This is a genomic window from Phenylobacterium sp. (assembly GCF_025934275.1).
Lineage (GTDB): Bacteria > Pseudomonadota > Alphaproteobacteria > Caulobacterales > Caulobacteraceae > Phenylobacterium.
The window spans coordinates 32797-48004 of record NZ_JAICYI010000002.1 but is presented as its reverse complement, the minus strand read 5'-3'; the positions used below and the strand labels follow the sequence as shown (position 1 = coordinate 48004).

Genomic DNA, 15208 nt, shown 5'->3' with positions numbered 1-15208 from the left:
GGCGGGCAAAGCGGGCGCTGTGCGGGACAGGCGCTAGCCGGAGACGCGGAACTCCATGCGCGCGGAAAAGCCGTCCGGGTCGAACGCCGGCTCGACCTTGCCGCCCTGGTTGCGTAGCGCCGCCTGCAGCAGGCGCGAGCCGAATCCGCGACGGTTGGAGGGCTCGACGCGCGGACCGCCGCGCTCGCGCCAGTTGAGCGCCGCCATGCCCGGCCCGGCGCCGTCGGCATTCAGCGCGATGCGGCCCTCGGGACGCGAAAGCGCGCCGTACTTCACCGCGTTGGTGGCCATCTCGTGCAGGAGCAGGGCGAGACCGGCGGCGACATCGCCGTTGACGGTCAGCTCGGCGATCGCCGGCTCGATGTCGAAGCGGGCGAGGCCGAACGGGCCGAGCGCCTGGGCGGCCAGCTCATGCAGCGGCACCGGCCGGCCGCCGGCGGCGGTGACCAGGTCCTGCGACTGGGCCATGGCCTGCAGGCGCGCGACGAGCAGCTCCTCGAAGCCCTTGACGCTCTCGGCGCTACGGGCGGTCTCGGAGATGATGGCGGTCATCACCTGGATGCCGTTCTTGGCGCGGTGGGCGAGCTCGCCCATGACCAGGTTGCGGCGCTCCTCGGCCTCGCGCCGGTCGGTGGTGTCGAGCGTGGTGCCGACCACCATGGCGGGGCCGGCCTCGTCGGTGACGACGCGGCCGCGGGTCAGGATCCAGCGGATCTGCCCATTGGGGACAACGGCGCGGTACTGGAACCCGAAGTCGCCGCCGCCGGGACGATCGCGGGCATCGGCGTACGCCTTGCGGACGCGATCCACGTCGTCCGGGTGGATCATCGCCATGTAAGCCTCGATCGTGACCGGCGCGTCGGCCGGCAGGCCGAAGATGGCCTTGTTGCGCTCCGACCAGGTGAGCTGGCCCGACCGGACGTCCCACTCCCAGAACCCAAGGCCGGTGGACTCGACCGCCACCTCCAGGCGGCGACGCTGGGCCTCCAGCTCCTCGGCGCCGAGCTTGAGTTCGGTGACGTCGCTCATCAGTCCGTCCCAGAGCGAACCGCCGTCGGCGAGGCTGCGCCCGAGCGATGCGATGCGCCGCCAACGGACCTCGCCGTCGGCGCGCCGCATGCGCACCTCGATGTCGAGACGGCCGTCGCCCGCGAGCGCCTCGGCCTCGGCGCGGACGAAGGCGTCGCGATGCTCGGGGAGGATCTGGTCGTAGAGCTTGGCGGGATCGGCCAGCGCCGCCTCGGCCGGCACGCCGGTCAGCGCCTCGCAGTTCGGCGACAGGTAGGTGAAGCGGCGGCCCACCCCGCCCGGACCGGCGAGGATCTGGAACGCCATGCCCAAACCGAGCGTCTCCGCGACTTGCGCGAAGGGCGCCGCGTCCGGGCGGCCGAATTTATTGCGGTCGTCCACGTCAACCCCAAACGCTCCACCCACGCAATCTGGTGCGGCCGAGCTTGGAGAACAACTGCAAAAACCGGTTCCACTCTCGCGAGAAGCGAATTTTTCCCCTCTGCACGCGGCTTGAGGCTTCAATGCCTCGGCAGCAGGACGACCGAATTCGGCAGCTGATTGGGATTGTCGTTCGGGTCGGCCGGGAAGCGCTCCGCGAGGACGTCGCCGCAGAGCCCGACTGCAGCGGCGAACCCCGCGCCCGGCTCGCCCCGCTTCAGGCCCTCGGCGAGCGCGGCCATGGCGCGGTCCCAGACCTGCGGCTCGACGTGGGCGGCGATCCCCTCGTCAGCGATCAGCTCGGCCATGCGCTCGGCGAGCGAGACGAAGATCAGCACGCCGGTGTGGTGTCGGGTGGCCTCGAGGCCCTTGCTCAGGAACAGCTCGGCGGCGCGCCGGCGGACGCTATGGCGCTTCACGCCCCTGGGAGTGAGCGCGAGCCGGACCGGCCGCAGCGCCACGAGCACGCCAACGACCGCGAACAGGGCGGCCTGCAGGAGCACCGCGCCGATCAGCGCCCGGCGGACGGCGGTCTCGGCGAGCTCGCCCACCTGGGCCGCGGTCCAGCCGCCGAACAGGTCGGGCGCGCTCACGTGCACGCCGCCCAGGAGGAGGATCGCCGGCGCGAGCAGCGCCACACCGGCCGCCCAGGCGAGCGGGGTCTCGATGTAGTGCGAGCTCTCCTGCGCCACCATGCAGTAGATCTCGCCGGTGGTGCGCGCCTCGGCCTGGCGCACGGCCGCCTCGACGGCGGCGAGATCGGCGGGGCTCAAGGCGTTGTGGTCAGCCATCTCACCAGCTCCCTGAGGCGCCGCCGCCCCCGAACGAGCCGCCGCCGCCGGAGAAACCGCCCCCGCCGAAACCGCCGCCCGAAAAGCCGCCGCCGCTCCAGCCGTCGCGGCTGCGGCCGCCGCTGGAAAGCGCGAGCGGCAGCAGCCACCAGAGGCCGCCGGCGCCGAAGCCGCTGCGCCGCCGGAACAGCGCGCCGATCACCCACAGCACGAGGAAGATGGCCACCAGCGGGATCGGCGAGCCGCTGCGGCGGCCGCCGGTCTGGACCGCCGGCTGCTGCGCGGCCTGGGCGACCTGGGCCTTGGCCTGGTCGTCGGGCAGCGACAGCTGCTGGATCACGGCCTCGGCCCCGTCGACGATCCCCTGCTCCATGTGGCCGGCCTTGAACTGCGGCAGGACCTTGCGCTGCAGGATGACGTCGGAGAGCGCGTCGGTGAGCACCGGCTCCAGGCCGTAGCCCACCTCGATGCGGACCTTTCGATCGTTGGGCGCGACCAGCAGAATGGCCCCGTCGTTGATCCCCTTGCGGCCGAGCTGCCAGGTGCGGCCGAGCTGGTAGCCGTAGTCTTCGATGGAATAGCCCTGCAGGTCGGGGATGGTGGCGACCACCAGCTGGTGGCCGGTCTGGGCCTCCAGCTGCGCCAGCTCGCCGTCGAGCTTCTGGACGCTCTGCGGCGACAGGAGATGGGCGTCGTCCACCACCCGGCCGGTCAGCGGCGGGAACGTCGGCGCGGCCAGCGCAGGAAGGGCCAGGAGGACCGCCGCCAGCATGACGAGGAGAGCGGCGATCGAGCCTTCCCGCCGTGCGGGAGAAGGCGGCGGCCGCAGGCGGTCGGATGAGGGGCTGAACGTCATCTCAGTTGCGAACCGAGGGAAAGAGCAAGGCGACCCCTCATCCGTCGGGCTCCGCCCGACACCTTCTCCCGCAGCGGGAGAAGGCAGGGTCGAAGCCGACTGCGGCGATCACTTCGGGGCCTGGCCCGGGGGCGGCGCGGCGGATGCAGGCGCCGGGCCGCCCGACTGGGCCGGGGCGGCGCCGGACGGTAGGGGCGGCGGCGTGGTGTCGAAGGAGACCGTCGGCGCCGACTGCGCCTGCGCCGTGGCGGAGAACAACTGCATGGGTTGGGCGTGCTGGAGGCGCGCCCAGATCATCTGCGGGAAGGTTCGAAGGCTGGTGTTGTAGTCGGCGACCGCCTGGTTGTAGTCGCGCCTGGCGATGGCGATGCGATTCTCGGTGCCTTCGAGCTGGCTTTGCAGCGCCAGGAAGTTCTCGTTCGACTTCAGGTCCGGATAGCGCTCGGAGATCATCATCAGCCGGCCGAGCACGCCGGTCAGCCGGTCCTGGGCGGCCTGGTACTGCTGGAATTTCGCCGGGTCGGTGAGGGTGGAGGCGTCGACCTTCACCTGGGTCGCCGAGGCGCGCGCTTCGGTGACCTCCACCAAAACGCTCTTCTCCTGAGCGGCGTAGCCCTTCACCGTGTTGACGAGGTTGGGGATCAGGTCGCTGCGGCGCTGGTACTGGTTCTGGACCTCAGCCCAGGCCTGCTGGGCTTTCACCTGCTGGGTCGGGATCACGTTGTAGCCGCAGGCGGCCAGCACGAGCGGCGCCACGAGGATGAGGACGAAGCGCGCGAGGCGCGGGCGAAGGCTGCTCACGGCAGATGTCCCCCTTTGTGCAAGCCCGTCTTGGTCAAGACCAATTTGGCCCCGCCCTTGATCGAGCGCAACGCCCGGCCCAGCTTCGGCCGCCATGCCGACCAAGCCATACTATGCGCCAGGCTCGCTGAGCGCGGCCTTTTACGACGTGGTCACGGCGGCCGACGTGCGGCTGGCGGGCGACATCGGCATCTATGCGGAGCTGGCCCCGCCGGGCGCGCAAGTCCTGGAGCTCGGGACGGGCTCCGGACGGGTGGCGGCCGCCCTGGCCGAGCGGGGCTTTGCGGTCACCGGGATCGACATCGCCCGCCCCATGCTGGAGCAGGCGAAGGCGCGCCTCGGGTCGCTGCCGGCCGACGTCGCGGGGCGCATCGAGCTTCGGCTGGGCGACATGACCGCGCTCGACCTCAAGCGGGCCTTCGATCTCGTGATCTGCCCCTACTTCGGCCTGGCGCACCTGCCGGCCGGCGCGGCCTGGCGCAACGCCTTCGCAACCGCCGCGCGGCACCTGGCGGACGGCGGGCTCGCGGCGTTCCACCTGCCGAGCCCCGCAGCCATGCGGCAGCCGCCGGCCGATCCGACGGCGCCGGTCCTCGAGCAGCCGCTGGCGGGCGGCGCACGGCTTCGGCTCTACGTGCGCGAGCGGCGGTTCCGGGAGGACCTGGGCCGGCTGCAGCAGGTGATCGACTACGTCGAGCTGGATCGGGCCGGCCGCGAGCTGCGGCGCTCGTCAGAGCGGCTCGCCTACTACATGGCCGATCCGGGGCCCCCGGCCGCCTTGGCCGGCCTCGCGCTCGATCGGCCGCCGATCCCGCTGGGCGGCGTGGGCGAGATCTGGGTGTTCCGGAAGGCCTGATCCGGCGTCCCGCGCGGGCCGATGCTCGCGCCGGGGCCGGTTTTCGGCCAGGATGAGCGGCCGCGAGCGAAGTCTCGACCGGCGAGGACAAGACGGGAGGGAACGACGATGGCGGGTGCGTTCAATATCGTCATGAGGATCTTCAGCACGCTGGTGGGCCTGCTGTTCGTCTTCATGGGGCTGGTCTGGATCGGACAGGGCCTGCACATCGGCCCGGCGGCCATCATGCGCGGCTTCATGGTCAGCAACCCGCAGTGGGCGCTCTACGGGACGATCCTGGCCCTGCTCGGCGTGGGCCAAGTGATCTGGTCCAACACCCGCCAGACGAGGGCCTGAGGGCTCACGTCCGCGGGCCGCAGGTCTCAGGCGTACTGCACCACCGAGAGCAGGTTGCCGTCGGGATCGCGGATCCACAGCACCTGGGCGCCGTCGGGGGCGCGCCAGACGCCGCGGGCGTCGTGGCTGAAGCCGGGGAAGCGTTCGACGGCGACGCCCTTGCCGGCGAGCGCGGCCGCGACCGCGTCGATATCGGCCACCGCGAAGCCCAGCACCGTGTGCGCGGAGGGCTCGGTCGTGGGCACCGGCGAGACGCGCAGCTCGCCGCCGCCGACGTCGTAGACTAGGGCGCCGTGAGATTCGCGCAGCAGGGTGAGGCCAAGGACGCCTTCGTAGAAGCCGGCGGCCCGGCCCTTGTCCGAGGTCCAGACGATGGTCTGCAGGCGCGCGTTGGCGAGCATTGAAGACGCCTTCTTGGTGGCGGCTAGGTCCGGGTGGCGAACTCGGCGTCGCCGGTGGCGGCTACGACCTGGTCGTCGAAGCTCGCGTGGGCCGAGGTGTAGAGGCGGTGGTAGAGGCCCCTGGCGCGCATCAGCTGGCCGTGGCTGCCCTGCTCGATGATCCGGCCCTGCTGCAGCACGATGATCCGGTCGGCGTCGCGGATGGTGGCCAGCCGGTGGGCGATCACCATGCAGGTGCGCCCGGCGAACAGCACCTTCAGCGCCTTCTGGATTGCCTGCTCGGTGAAGCTGTCGATATTGGCGGTGGCCTCGTCGAGGATCAGGATCTGCGGGTCGGCGACCAGCGCCCGGGCGAAGGAGATCAGCTGGCGCTGGCCCACCGAGATGTTGCGGCCCCGCTGACCGAGCTGGGTGTCGTAGCCCTCCGGCAGCCGCATGATGAAATCGTGCGCCGAGACCGCCTTGGCCGCCTCCACGATCTCCTCGCGCGAGGCCGAGGTGTTGTAGCGGATGTTCTCCTCGATGGCGCCGGTGAACAGGAACGGCTCCTGCAGCACCATGCCGATGTTGCGGCCGAGGCTGTCGAGGGTGACGTCGCGCACGTCGTGGCCGCCGACCAGCACCTGGCCCTTGTCAACCTCGTAGAAGCGGTGGGTGAGCGAGATGATCGAGGTCTTGCCCGAGCCGGTGGGTCCGACCAGGGCCACCACCTCGCGGGGGCGCACCTTGAACGAGACGTCGTGCAGGATCGGCCGGCCCGGCTCGTAGCCGAAGGTCACGTCGCGGAACTCGACGGTGGGCTCGAAGGCTTCCAGCGCCAGGGCGTCCGGCTTGTCCTTGATGGTGACTGGCACGTCGAGCACCTCGAAGATCCGGTGCCCGGCGGCCATCGCCCGCTGCATGATGGTGTACTGCATCGAGAGCATGCGGACCGGGTCGAAGAAGCGCTGCACGTAGAACAGGAAGGCGACCATCACGCCGACCTCGAGGCGCTTGTCGAGCACCGCCTCGCCGCCCACCACGATCACCAGCGACATGGCGACGCCGGTGAGCACATCCACGGTCGGGACCATGATCTGGCTCATCCAGGAGGCGCCGGTCTGGGCCTTGAAGTTGTCGTGCGCCTTCTCGCGGTAGAGCTCGAAGTTGAGCTGCTCGCGGCGGGTCTCCTGCACCGTGCGCACGCCGTTGATGTTCTCGGCCAGCGCCGAGTTGGCGGTGGAGGAGGCGTCGCGGGCGAGCCGGAAGGTCTTCTTGGAGTGGGGCAGCCACAGCGCGCGGATGCCGATCAGCGCCGGAAGTACGAGCAATGTGAGCAGGCCCAGCCGCACGTCCATGACGACCAGCATCACCGAGATGCCGATCAGGGTGGCGAAATCGCCGACCGCGCCGGTGGAGCTCTCCAGGAACTCCTGGAGCGAATTCACGTCGCCCTGCAGGCGGGCCATGATCCGCCCGACGTGCGTCTTGTCCATGAACGACAGCGAGATGTCCTGGAAGTGGGCGAACATCGCCCGGCGGATGTCGAAGATCACCCGCTGCGCCAGGCGCGAGGACAGCCACTCGCCGCAGAAGAAGCAGACCACGAAGGCCGCCGCCCCGGCGACGAACCAGATGAGCGTCGTGTGCAGCCGGACCGCGTCATGGTGGGTGGCGGCGGCCACCACCTGGCCGATCAGGTAGGGCAGCGTCACCTGTGAGGCGGCCGACAGCAGCACCGCCACCTGGGTGATCAGGAAGTCGCGCCGGTGCGGGCCGAGGTAACTGAAGAACCGCCGCGCGATCCGGGGATCGAAAGTCCCGAAGACGTCGTCGCCTTCCGGCGAGCCCAGCGAGGCGCGGGGCGCCCGCCGGGCGGTGACGTCAGGCTCGAGGACGGCGTCGGTCACGCGCGGGCCTCCCGCCGGGCGGGGGCGTCCTCGGCCTCGCCCTCCAGGGTGGCGCGGGCGTCGGAGCGCGTCTGCAACTCGTAGAGGTCGGCGTAGACGCCGCCCTGGGCGATCAGCTCCGGGTGCGTTCCGCGCTCGACGATGCGGCCCTCGTCGAGGACCAGGATCTCGTCGGCATGCATCAGGGACGACAGCCGGTGAGCGATGATGATCGTCGCCTTCATGCTGGTGGCGTGGGCGAGGCCGTCGCGCACCTTCCGCTCGGTGACCGCGTCGATGGCCGCCGTGGAGTCGTCGAAGATCATGATCCCGGGCTCCGGCACCACGCCGCGGGCGATGCTCATCCGCTGGCGCTGGCCGCCGGAGAGCGCCACGCCGCGTTCGCCGACGCGGGTCTCGTAGCCGGCCGGCAGGCCCGAGATGTGCTCGTGGATCTGGGCGGTCTTGGCGGCGCCCAGGATGCGCTGATCCTCCGCCCAGGGATCGGCGTAGGCGACGTTGTGGCCGACCGAGGCGTCGAACAGGAAAGCCTCCTGCTGGACCAGGCCGACGTACTGGCGCAGCGAGGCGAGGGTCACGTCGCGGATGTCGACGCCATCGATGGTGATCGCCCCGCCGCTCACGTCGTAGAAGCGCGGGATCAGGTTGGCGAGCGTCGACTTGCCGGAGCCCGGCGGACCCACGATGCCGAGGGTCTTGCCGGCGCGGACCTCGAAGCTGAGGTCGGTGAGGATCGGCTTGCTGGTCGGCGCGTAGCGGAAGTCGACATGCTCGAAGCGCAGCGTGCCCTCGGTGGGGGCGAGCGGCTTGGCCTCCGGCCTATCGGCGATCTCGGGCTTCAGGTCCAGCACCTCGAACACCCGCCCGCCGGAGGAGGTGGCGCGGGCCATGGAGTTGAAGATCATCGCCACCTGCCGGATCGGCGCCTGCAGCAGCGTCATGTAGCCGAGGAACTCGGTCAGCCGACCGGGGGTCATCCGGCCCGCCGCCACCTTGCCGCCGCCGATCCACAGGAGCAGCGCCATCGAGCCGTAGAAGCTCACCTGCATGGCCGAGACCCCGCGGTAGCGCAGGGTGATTCGCTTGAAGGCGTAGGCGAGCGCATTGCCGGCGGCCTCGTCGAACTTGCCCATCTCGAAGTTCTTGCCGGCGAAGGCGCGCACCACGCGGATCCCCTGGAGGTTCTCCTCCATCGTCAGCGTCAGGATCGACATCAGCTGCTGCACTCGCAGCCAGGTGACCCGCAGCAGGAACCCCATGCGGGCGAGCGCGAAGCCCGCGATCGGCACGAAGGCCAGGCCCAGCACCGCCATCAGCCGGTCTGCGGAGATCATCATGTAGGCGGAGAAGCTGATCAGCATGACCAGCGACAGCGCCTGCTGCAGCGAGGTCTGGACGAAGGCGCGCGTGCCCTCCAGGTCCAGCATCCCGCGGGTGATCAGGTCGCCCGAGTGGACGCGATCGTGGAAGCCGAAGGAGAGGCGCTGCAGCTGCTGGAAGAACTTCAGCCGCAGGTCGTAAGCGACCCGTTGCGACAGATATTCCGACTGGTAGCCGGCCGCGGCGGTGAGCACGCCGCGGGTGAGCGTGGCGGCGATCACCAGGGCGGCGGTGACCAGCAGCGCGTGGCGCGCAACGCCCGCGTGCCCGCGGGCCGAGAGCCGCAGCGCATCGTCGATGGCGTGGCCGTAGAGCCGAGGCAGGGTCATGCTGGCGATGGTCGCGACCAGCGAGGTCGCCACCGTCAGCGCCACCCGGGCGCGATACTTCAAGGTCAGGGCGGCGATCCGGGCCAGCACCGAAGGCATGGCCGAGACATCCACCGTCGGGAGGTCAGACAGCGCCGCACTCCGCCCCCGGTGGGGCGAATCACTCATCTCATAATTTCCTCTATGCGGCCCCATTCTGAGGCGCCGAACGAGCGCGGCCAACCCGCGATTTTGCGTCAGGGCGGAAACACGCGCCGGCGGAGCGGCGGCCCGGCCCCTCAGTTCATCCGCGGCTTCTTCAGCATCGACGTGCGGTCGACCGAGCGGACCTCCACGTCGAAGACGTCGCCGTCGCGCTGCAGGCGCAGGGGTATGGTCGCGCCGGCCGGGCCCCGCACCCAGAGCTTGCGGTAGAAGTCGGCGAGATCTGAGACCGGCTCGCCGTCCACCGCCAGGATGACGTCGCCGCGGCGCAGCTCGGCGCGCGCGGCGGGCCCGTGCGGATTGACGCCCGCCACGACCACCGCATGCGGATCGAGGTCCTGCGCCAGCACGCCCAGCCAGGGCCTGGCCGGATGGGCGGGGCGGCCGCGCGCCAGGTCGTCGAGGATCGGCGGCAACAGGTCGACGGGCACGAACATGTTGATCGGCTTGACCGCGCCGGAGCGGGTCTGGCCCTCCAGGCTGAGCGAGCCGACGCCGACCAGGTCGCCGGCCGGCGAGATCAGCGCCGCGCCGCTCCAGTGGGGATGGCCGGGCTGGGTGATGATGGCGTCGTCCAGCAGGTATTCCCAGTAGCCCGCGAAGCGCATGCGGGTGACCACCTCGCCCGCCGCCGCATGGGCGCGGCCGCCGGCGCCGGCGACGATCACCGGGCTGCCGGCGCGCAGTCCTGACGAATCCCCGAGCCGCAGGGTCGGCAGGCCCAGCGGCTCCAGCGCCTGCACCAGCCCAAAGCCGGTCACCGGATCGGAGCCCAGCGCATGGGCCGCGACGCGGCGGCCGCCCTCGAGCGTGAGCACCACGGCGTCGGCCTCCATGATCAGGTAGCCGATGGTGACGATCAGGCCGTTGGGCCCGATCACGACGCCGTTGCCGACACGCTCGGCGCCGAGACTTGCGGCGGTGAAGGCGTCCTGCGGCGTGCGCGCCTCAAGCGCCACGACAGCCGAGAGCGCGCGATCGAGGTCGAAGCCGTAGGCGGCCTGCGACGGCCGCAGATGCGCCGCCACCTCATAGCCGTCGAACGGGAACGCCACGGGGGGACCTCCAGAACCGACGCCCGAATCTGGGCCCGACGCGCGCAAGCGCAAGGCGAAAACGGCCGCCGCCGGGCGGAGGATGCGTTGCGGCCGGGCTTTGCCGACGGGCGGCCTGAGACTCCGCGCCTCGGGCGCAAGGGAATTGGCGCCTGGCTTCCGGCGTGTTTTGTTGCGATCCCGGTCGCGGAGCCTGCGAGGCGGACCATTTCGTCCGCCCTGTCCGCGCGCCCCAAACGCAATTTCAGCGCCGCGCGTAGCGTAGGCGGGAGGATTTTGATGGAAGCTTTGAAGGAACGCGAAACCCTGGACGAGCGGCTCGCGGCGGCCGCGCCGACCGGCATGACGCTGTCGGTGTGGGCCGAGCTGCATGGCGAGAAGCCCTACATCCACGACCCGTCCGGGAAGACCCGCTCCTACGTCGAGGTGAACGCAAACGCCAACCGCATCGCGCGGCTGCTGCGCGAGGCGGGGCTGAAGAAGGGCGACGCGGTGGCGCTGCTCTGCTCGAACCGGGCGGAGTTCGTGGAGGTGCTGGCCGCCACCCGCCGCAGCGGATTGCGCATCACGCCGGTCAACTGGCACCTGACGGCGGAGGAGATCGCCTACGTGGTCAATGACTGCGAGGCCAAGGCCCTGTTCGCCGAGGACCGCATCGCCGCGGCAGGGCCTGCGGCCGAGCAATGCCCGAACTTGATCGTCAAGGTGGCGATCGGCGGGCCGATTCCGGGATTCGCCGACTACGACGCCGCCCTCGCCACGCACGACGGTTCGGACATCGAGGAGCCGGCGCTGGGCAACCAGATGATGTACACATCCGGGACCACCGGCCGGCCGAAGGGCGTGTTCCGGCCCAATCCGCCAATGGTGATGGTCAACCCGTTCGCCGCGCGCGGCTACGACGAGCACTCGGTGCAGCTCTGCGCGGGCCCCGCCTACCATGCCGCCCCGCTGGCGTTCGACATCGGCGCGGCGATGAGCACCGGCGCCCAGCTGGTGTTCCTGGACAAGTGGGACAGCGAAGCCACGCTGCGCACCATCGCCGAGAAGCGCGTCACCCACATGCACCTGGTGCCGATCATGTTCCAGCGGCTGCTGGCGCTGCCGGACGAGGTGAAGGCGAAGTACGACGTCGGCCACGTGAAGTTCATCATCCACGGCGCGGCGCCCTGTCCGCCCGAGGTGAAGCTGGCCATGATCGAATGGTTCGGCCCGATCATCACAGAGTACTACGCAGGCTCGGAAGGCGGCGCCGGCTTCACGATCGACAGCCACGAGTGGCTGAAGAAGCCGGGCTCGGTCGGCAAGCGGCCGGTCATGCTGGGCTCGAAGATCCTCGACGACGAAGGCGCCGAGTGCCCGCCGGGCGTCCCAGGCAAGATCTACCACCAACTGCCGCCGGGCGGCGGCTTCGTCTACTTCAAGGACGAGGCCAAGACCCAGAAGAGCCGGGTGGGCGACTACTTCACCCTCGGCGACGTGGGCTACTACGATGAGGAGGACTATCTGTTCCTCACCGGCCGCGACGCCGAGACGATCATCTCCGGCGGGGTGAACATCTACCCGCAGGAGATCGACAACGAGCTCATCAAGCACGAGGCGGTGGCCGACTCCTCGACGGTCGGGGTCCCCGACGACCAGTGGGGCGAGCAGGTCCGCGCGGTGATCCTGCTGAAGGAGGGCTATGCCCCCTCGGCGGAACTCGCCGAGGAGATCCTGGCCTTCGCCCGCGCCAATCTGCCGGGCTTCAAGGCGCCGAAGAAGATCGACTTCGTCGCCGACCTGCCCCGCTCGGAGGCCGGCAAGATCCAGCGCAACAAGGTGCGCGCGCCCTACTGGGAGGGCCGCGCGCGGCAGATCTAGGCTTCGCGGCGGGCGCCGGAGACGGCATGGACCATTTCCTGGCCCGGAGCCGCGGCGCTAGCTTCCGAGGGCCAGCCAGCCGTCGACGAAGTGCAGCCAGGGCGGCGTCACCGAGATGACCGAGCCCAGGTAGCCGACGCCCACAATGGTCGCGAGCCCGATCAGGTAGGCCGGGTGCGGCCGGCCGCGCGTGCGCCAGTCGTAGATCGCGCCCGCCACCAGGAAGAGGCTGATCATCAGCGAGCCCTGGAAGCCCGCGAACTGCGGCGGCGGGGCGACGGTGCCGGGCCGCATTCCCGGCCCGCCGCCGCCGGTGGCGAGCAGGAAGCCCACCCGTCCGGCCGCCGCCGCCAGCAGCGAAACCGTCGCCGTCACCATCAGCCGCTTGTGCCAGTCCGGCCGGGCGACGTTCGCCACCGCCGCGACGAAGAACAGCGCGAACAGCCCGATGCCGGTGAACGGCAGGATGAAGAAGCTGCGGGCGCGATCGCCGTAACCCTGCGCCTGAAAGTCTCTGACCGAATGGATCGCCAGCGCCAGCCCGATGACCAGCATGGCGGTCGCGAGCGAGACCCCGGCCACGCCCCAGGCGCGGTGGTGCTCGAGGCGGCCGTTCCGCGCCTGCCAGGTCTGCCACATGAAGAACACGGTCCAGCTGAAGAACAGCCCGGCGTGCAGGTGCATCAGTGGAAAGCCGCCGACGAAGGTGCCGGCCGCGAGCTGGGTCCAGTAGGTGGTTGCGAAGGCGCCCCAGGCGAACAGCGCACAACCCACGGCTATCCAGAAGTAGAAGTAGCCCGTGCGCGCCTGCGCCTGGTTCAAGGTCGTTGCGACCATGGGAATTCCCCCTTCCCTGGCGTCCGATGGGCGCCGTTCCGCGAACGACGCTAGCCCGAAATCATTCGAAAACAAGCGTGTTTGGCGCGACCGCAGCGAGCATGCGAAGAGCGGCGCAACCGATTCTCCCGCGGGGGGCGCGAACCGAGGACCCATGCCGATTCCGTTCATCGACCTGCAGGCCCAGCGCCGCCGCCTCGGCCAGCCGCTGGAGGACGCGATCCTGAAGGTGGTCCGCTCCGGCGCCTACGTCATGGGTCCGGAGATCGCCGAGCTGGAGACGGCCCTGGCGGCGTTCGGGCAGGCAGAGCATGCCCTGGCCTGCGGCTCCGGCACCGAGGCGTTGATCCTGCCGTTGATGGCCTGGGGGATCGGACCAGGCGATGCGGTCTTCTGCCCCTCGTTCACCTTCGCCGCGACGGCCGAGGTCATGCCGCTGGTCGGCGCCTCGCCGGTGTTCGTCGACATCGATCCGGAGACGTACAACCTCGACCCCGAGAGCCTGCAGTTTGCGATCGAGGGCGTGAAGCGCGAGGGCAAGCTCAGGCCCAGGGCGGTGATCGCCGTCGACCTGTTCGGCCAGCCCGCCGACTATCCGGCGATCGCCCGGGTGGCGCAGAAGCACGGCCTGAAGCTGATCGCCGATTCCGCCCAGGGCTTCGGCTGCACGCTGGCCGGCCAGCATCCGATCCGCTGGGCGGACGTGGCCACCACCTCCTTCTTCCCCGCCAAGCCGCTGGGCTGCTACGGCGACGGCGGGGCTGTGCTGTGCAACGACGCGCGCCTGCACGACCTGTTGGTCAGCCTGCGCGTGCACGGCCAGGCGGTGAAGTCCGACCTCGAGGGGCGCACTTTCGAGCACGACCCCAAGTACCTGAACCTGCGCATCGGCCTGAACGCGCGGATGGACACCCTGCAGGCCGCAGTCCTGTTGCAGAAGCTCGGCATCTTCGCCGACGAGATCGCGGCCCGTAACCGCGTGGCGGAGCGTTATGCGGCGGGCCTGGGCGACCTCGTCACGACGCCCAAGGTGATCGAGGGCGGGGTCTCGGTCTGGGCGCAGTACACGATCGAGCTTGGGGCCCGCGACGGCCTGGCCGCGAGCTTACGCGAACAGGGCGTCCCGACCGCCGTCTACTATCCGATCCCGATCCACATGCAGGGCGTCTATTCCGGCTATCCGACGGCGCCGCACGGCCTGCCGGTGACCGAGGCCAAGGCGGGCCGCGTGATCAGCCTGCCGATGCACGCCTATCTGGAGCCGCACGACCAGGACCAGATCATCGCCGCCGTGCGCGCGTACGTGAAGAAGAACCGGTAGCTAGCCGGCGAAGCCCTTGGCGCGCATGAGCTCGCCGCAGGCCGCGAGGACGAGCTGGGCGGTCGGCGGATCGAGCTGGGTCTTCCAGTCGCCGGACACGCCCTTGCGCAGGAACGAGTCCGGATCCTCCTCGCCGGGGCGCCGGCCGCTCAGCGCCTCGAACGAGGCGGCGGCCACGACGCGCTCCAGCAGCGGCGCGCCGGTATCGACGCCCAGGAAGCCGAACAGCCGGGCGGTCTCGGCCGCCGGGTCGGCCTGCAGGTCGCAATAGCGGAGCTCGTGGACCAGACGGGGATGCGCCGCGGCGAAGGCGTCCACGTCCCTCACCGCCTCGTTCCACAACTGCACGGCGTCCTTGACGGTCGCCCAGTAGGGCTCGGTCCCGGGGGTGAGCGCGTCCGGCGCGCCGGCGCGCTTCGAATGCGCCATGCGCGAGACGGCGACGTCGCGCGGATCGCGCACGATGTGGATGATCCTGGCGGCGGGAAACAGCCGGTGGAGCTGCGGCAGATAGTGCGTGTAGCGCGGGGTCTTGTCGCCGATCCAGCGGACCTCCGGCCCCGCCCGGCGCGACATCATGCGGTTCAAAATGAAGGTGCGGGCGACTTCGTCGAACTCGGCCTGGTTCACGGGCCCATAGGCCGGGCGGCCCTCATAGACCTCCTCGACCTCGAGGAGCATCTGGCGGTTGTAGCTGCTGACGAGCTGCGAGAGCGGGGCCGTGAAGCGTTCGATGAAGTGGCCTTCGCCGGCGCAGGCGACCTGAGGGTGCGCATCGAGCAGGCGCTGCAGCCAGGTGGTGCCCGACTTCGGCGCGCCGCAGACGAAGAAGACGGTCAC

Annotated in this window: 14 protein-coding genes; 4 read left to right on the top strand and 10 right to left on the bottom strand. The window is 70.4% G+C overall.

What is annotated here, in order from left to right; translation table 11 throughout:
- Positions 1-33 precede the first annotated feature (33 nt).
- From Q0W60_RS01170 to Q0W60_RS01155, 4 genes are all read right to left on the bottom strand, one after another.
- Entirely contained in the window at positions 34-1335 is a 1302-nt protein-coding gene (locus Q0W60_RS01170) for a PAS domain-containing protein (protein ID WP_297691713.1), read from the bottom strand.
- Positions 1336-1529: 194 nt separating this feature from the next.
- Positions 1530-2240, bottom strand: coding sequence for a TPM domain-containing protein (locus tag Q0W60_RS01165; protein WP_297691711.1), 711 nt, complete (start codon positions 2238-2240; stop codon positions 1530-1532).
- 1 nt (position 2241) lies between these two features.
- Positions 2242-3096: a TPM domain-containing protein gene (locus tag Q0W60_RS01160; protein WP_297691708.1), complete on the bottom strand. Its 855-nt coding sequence runs from the start codon at positions 3094-3096 to the stop codon at positions 2242-2244.
- 108 nt (positions 3097-3204) lie between these two features.
- Positions 3205-3897 (bottom strand): LemA family protein, encoded by a 693-nt coding sequence (locus Q0W60_RS01155; RefSeq protein WP_297691707.1) that lies wholly within the window; start codon positions 3895-3897, stop codon positions 3205-3207.
- 94 nt (positions 3898-3991) lie between these two features.
- On the opposite strand from Q0W60_RS01155, the gene Q0W60_RS01150 reads away from it, so the two are divergent.
- Together Q0W60_RS01150 and Q0W60_RS01145 are read left to right on the top strand one after the other, a co-directional pair.
- Positions 3992-4753, top strand: coding sequence for a class I SAM-dependent methyltransferase (locus Q0W60_RS01150; protein ID WP_297691705.1), 762 nt, complete (start codon positions 3992-3994; stop codon positions 4751-4753).
- 108 nt (positions 4754-4861) lie between these two features.
- Entirely contained in the window at positions 4862-5089 is a 228-nt protein-coding gene (locus tag Q0W60_RS01145) for a hypothetical protein (protein ID WP_297691703.1), read from the top strand.
- A 26-nt stretch (positions 5090-5115) separates the two neighbouring features.
- Here Q0W60_RS01145 and Q0W60_RS01140 read toward each other — a convergent pair whose 3' ends face one another.
- From Q0W60_RS01140 to Q0W60_RS01125, 4 genes are all read right to left on the bottom strand, one after another.
- Positions 5116-5490, bottom strand: coding sequence for a VOC family protein (locus Q0W60_RS01140; protein ID WP_297691701.1), 375 nt, complete (start codon positions 5488-5490; stop codon positions 5116-5118).
- A gap of 23 nt (positions 5491-5513) precedes the next feature.
- On the bottom strand, positions 5514-7379 hold the full coding sequence (locus Q0W60_RS01135) for an ABC transporter ATP-binding protein (RefSeq protein ID WP_297691699.1): 1866 nt from the start codon (positions 7377-7379) through the stop codon (positions 5514-5516).
- Entirely contained in the window at positions 7376-9256 is a 1881-nt protein-coding gene (locus Q0W60_RS01130) for an ABC transporter ATP-binding protein (RefSeq protein WP_297691697.1), read from the bottom strand. Before Q0W60_RS01130 ends, Q0W60_RS01135 begins: the two co-directional genes overlap by 4 nt.
- A 110-nt stretch (positions 9257-9366) precedes the next feature.
- Positions 9367-10347: a S1C family serine protease gene (locus tag Q0W60_RS01125; protein WP_297691695.1), complete on the bottom strand. Its 981-nt coding sequence runs from the start codon at positions 10345-10347 to the stop codon at positions 9367-9369.
- A gap of 279 nt (positions 10348-10626) precedes the next feature.
- On the opposite strand from Q0W60_RS01125, the gene Q0W60_RS01120 reads away from it, so the two are divergent.
- A complete protein-coding gene (locus Q0W60_RS01120; protein ID WP_297691693.1) occupies positions 10627-12210 on the top strand; it encodes an AMP-binding protein in 1584 nt (527 codons plus the stop codon).
- A gap of 57 nt (positions 12211-12267) precedes the next feature.
- On the opposite strand, the gene Q0W60_RS01115 is transcribed toward Q0W60_RS01120, so the two are convergent.
- On the bottom strand, positions 12268-13047 hold the full coding sequence (locus Q0W60_RS01115; protein ID WP_297691691.1) for a hypothetical protein: 780 nt from the start codon (positions 13045-13047) through the stop codon (positions 12268-12270).
- Positions 13048-13201: 154 nt separating this feature from the next.
- Here Q0W60_RS01115 and Q0W60_RS01110 point away from each other — a divergent pair, with 154 nt between their 5' ends.
- Positions 13202-14368 (top strand): DegT/DnrJ/EryC1/StrS aminotransferase family protein, encoded by a 1167-nt coding sequence (locus tag Q0W60_RS01110; protein WP_297691689.1) that lies wholly within the window; start codon positions 13202-13204, stop codon positions 14366-14368.
- Here the strand turns inward: Q0W60_RS01110 and Q0W60_RS01105 are convergent, their stop codons facing one another.
- Positions 14369-15208, bottom strand: a complete 840-nt coding sequence (locus tag Q0W60_RS01105; protein ID WP_297691687.1) for a sulfotransferase — start codon at positions 15206-15208, stop codon at positions 14369-14371.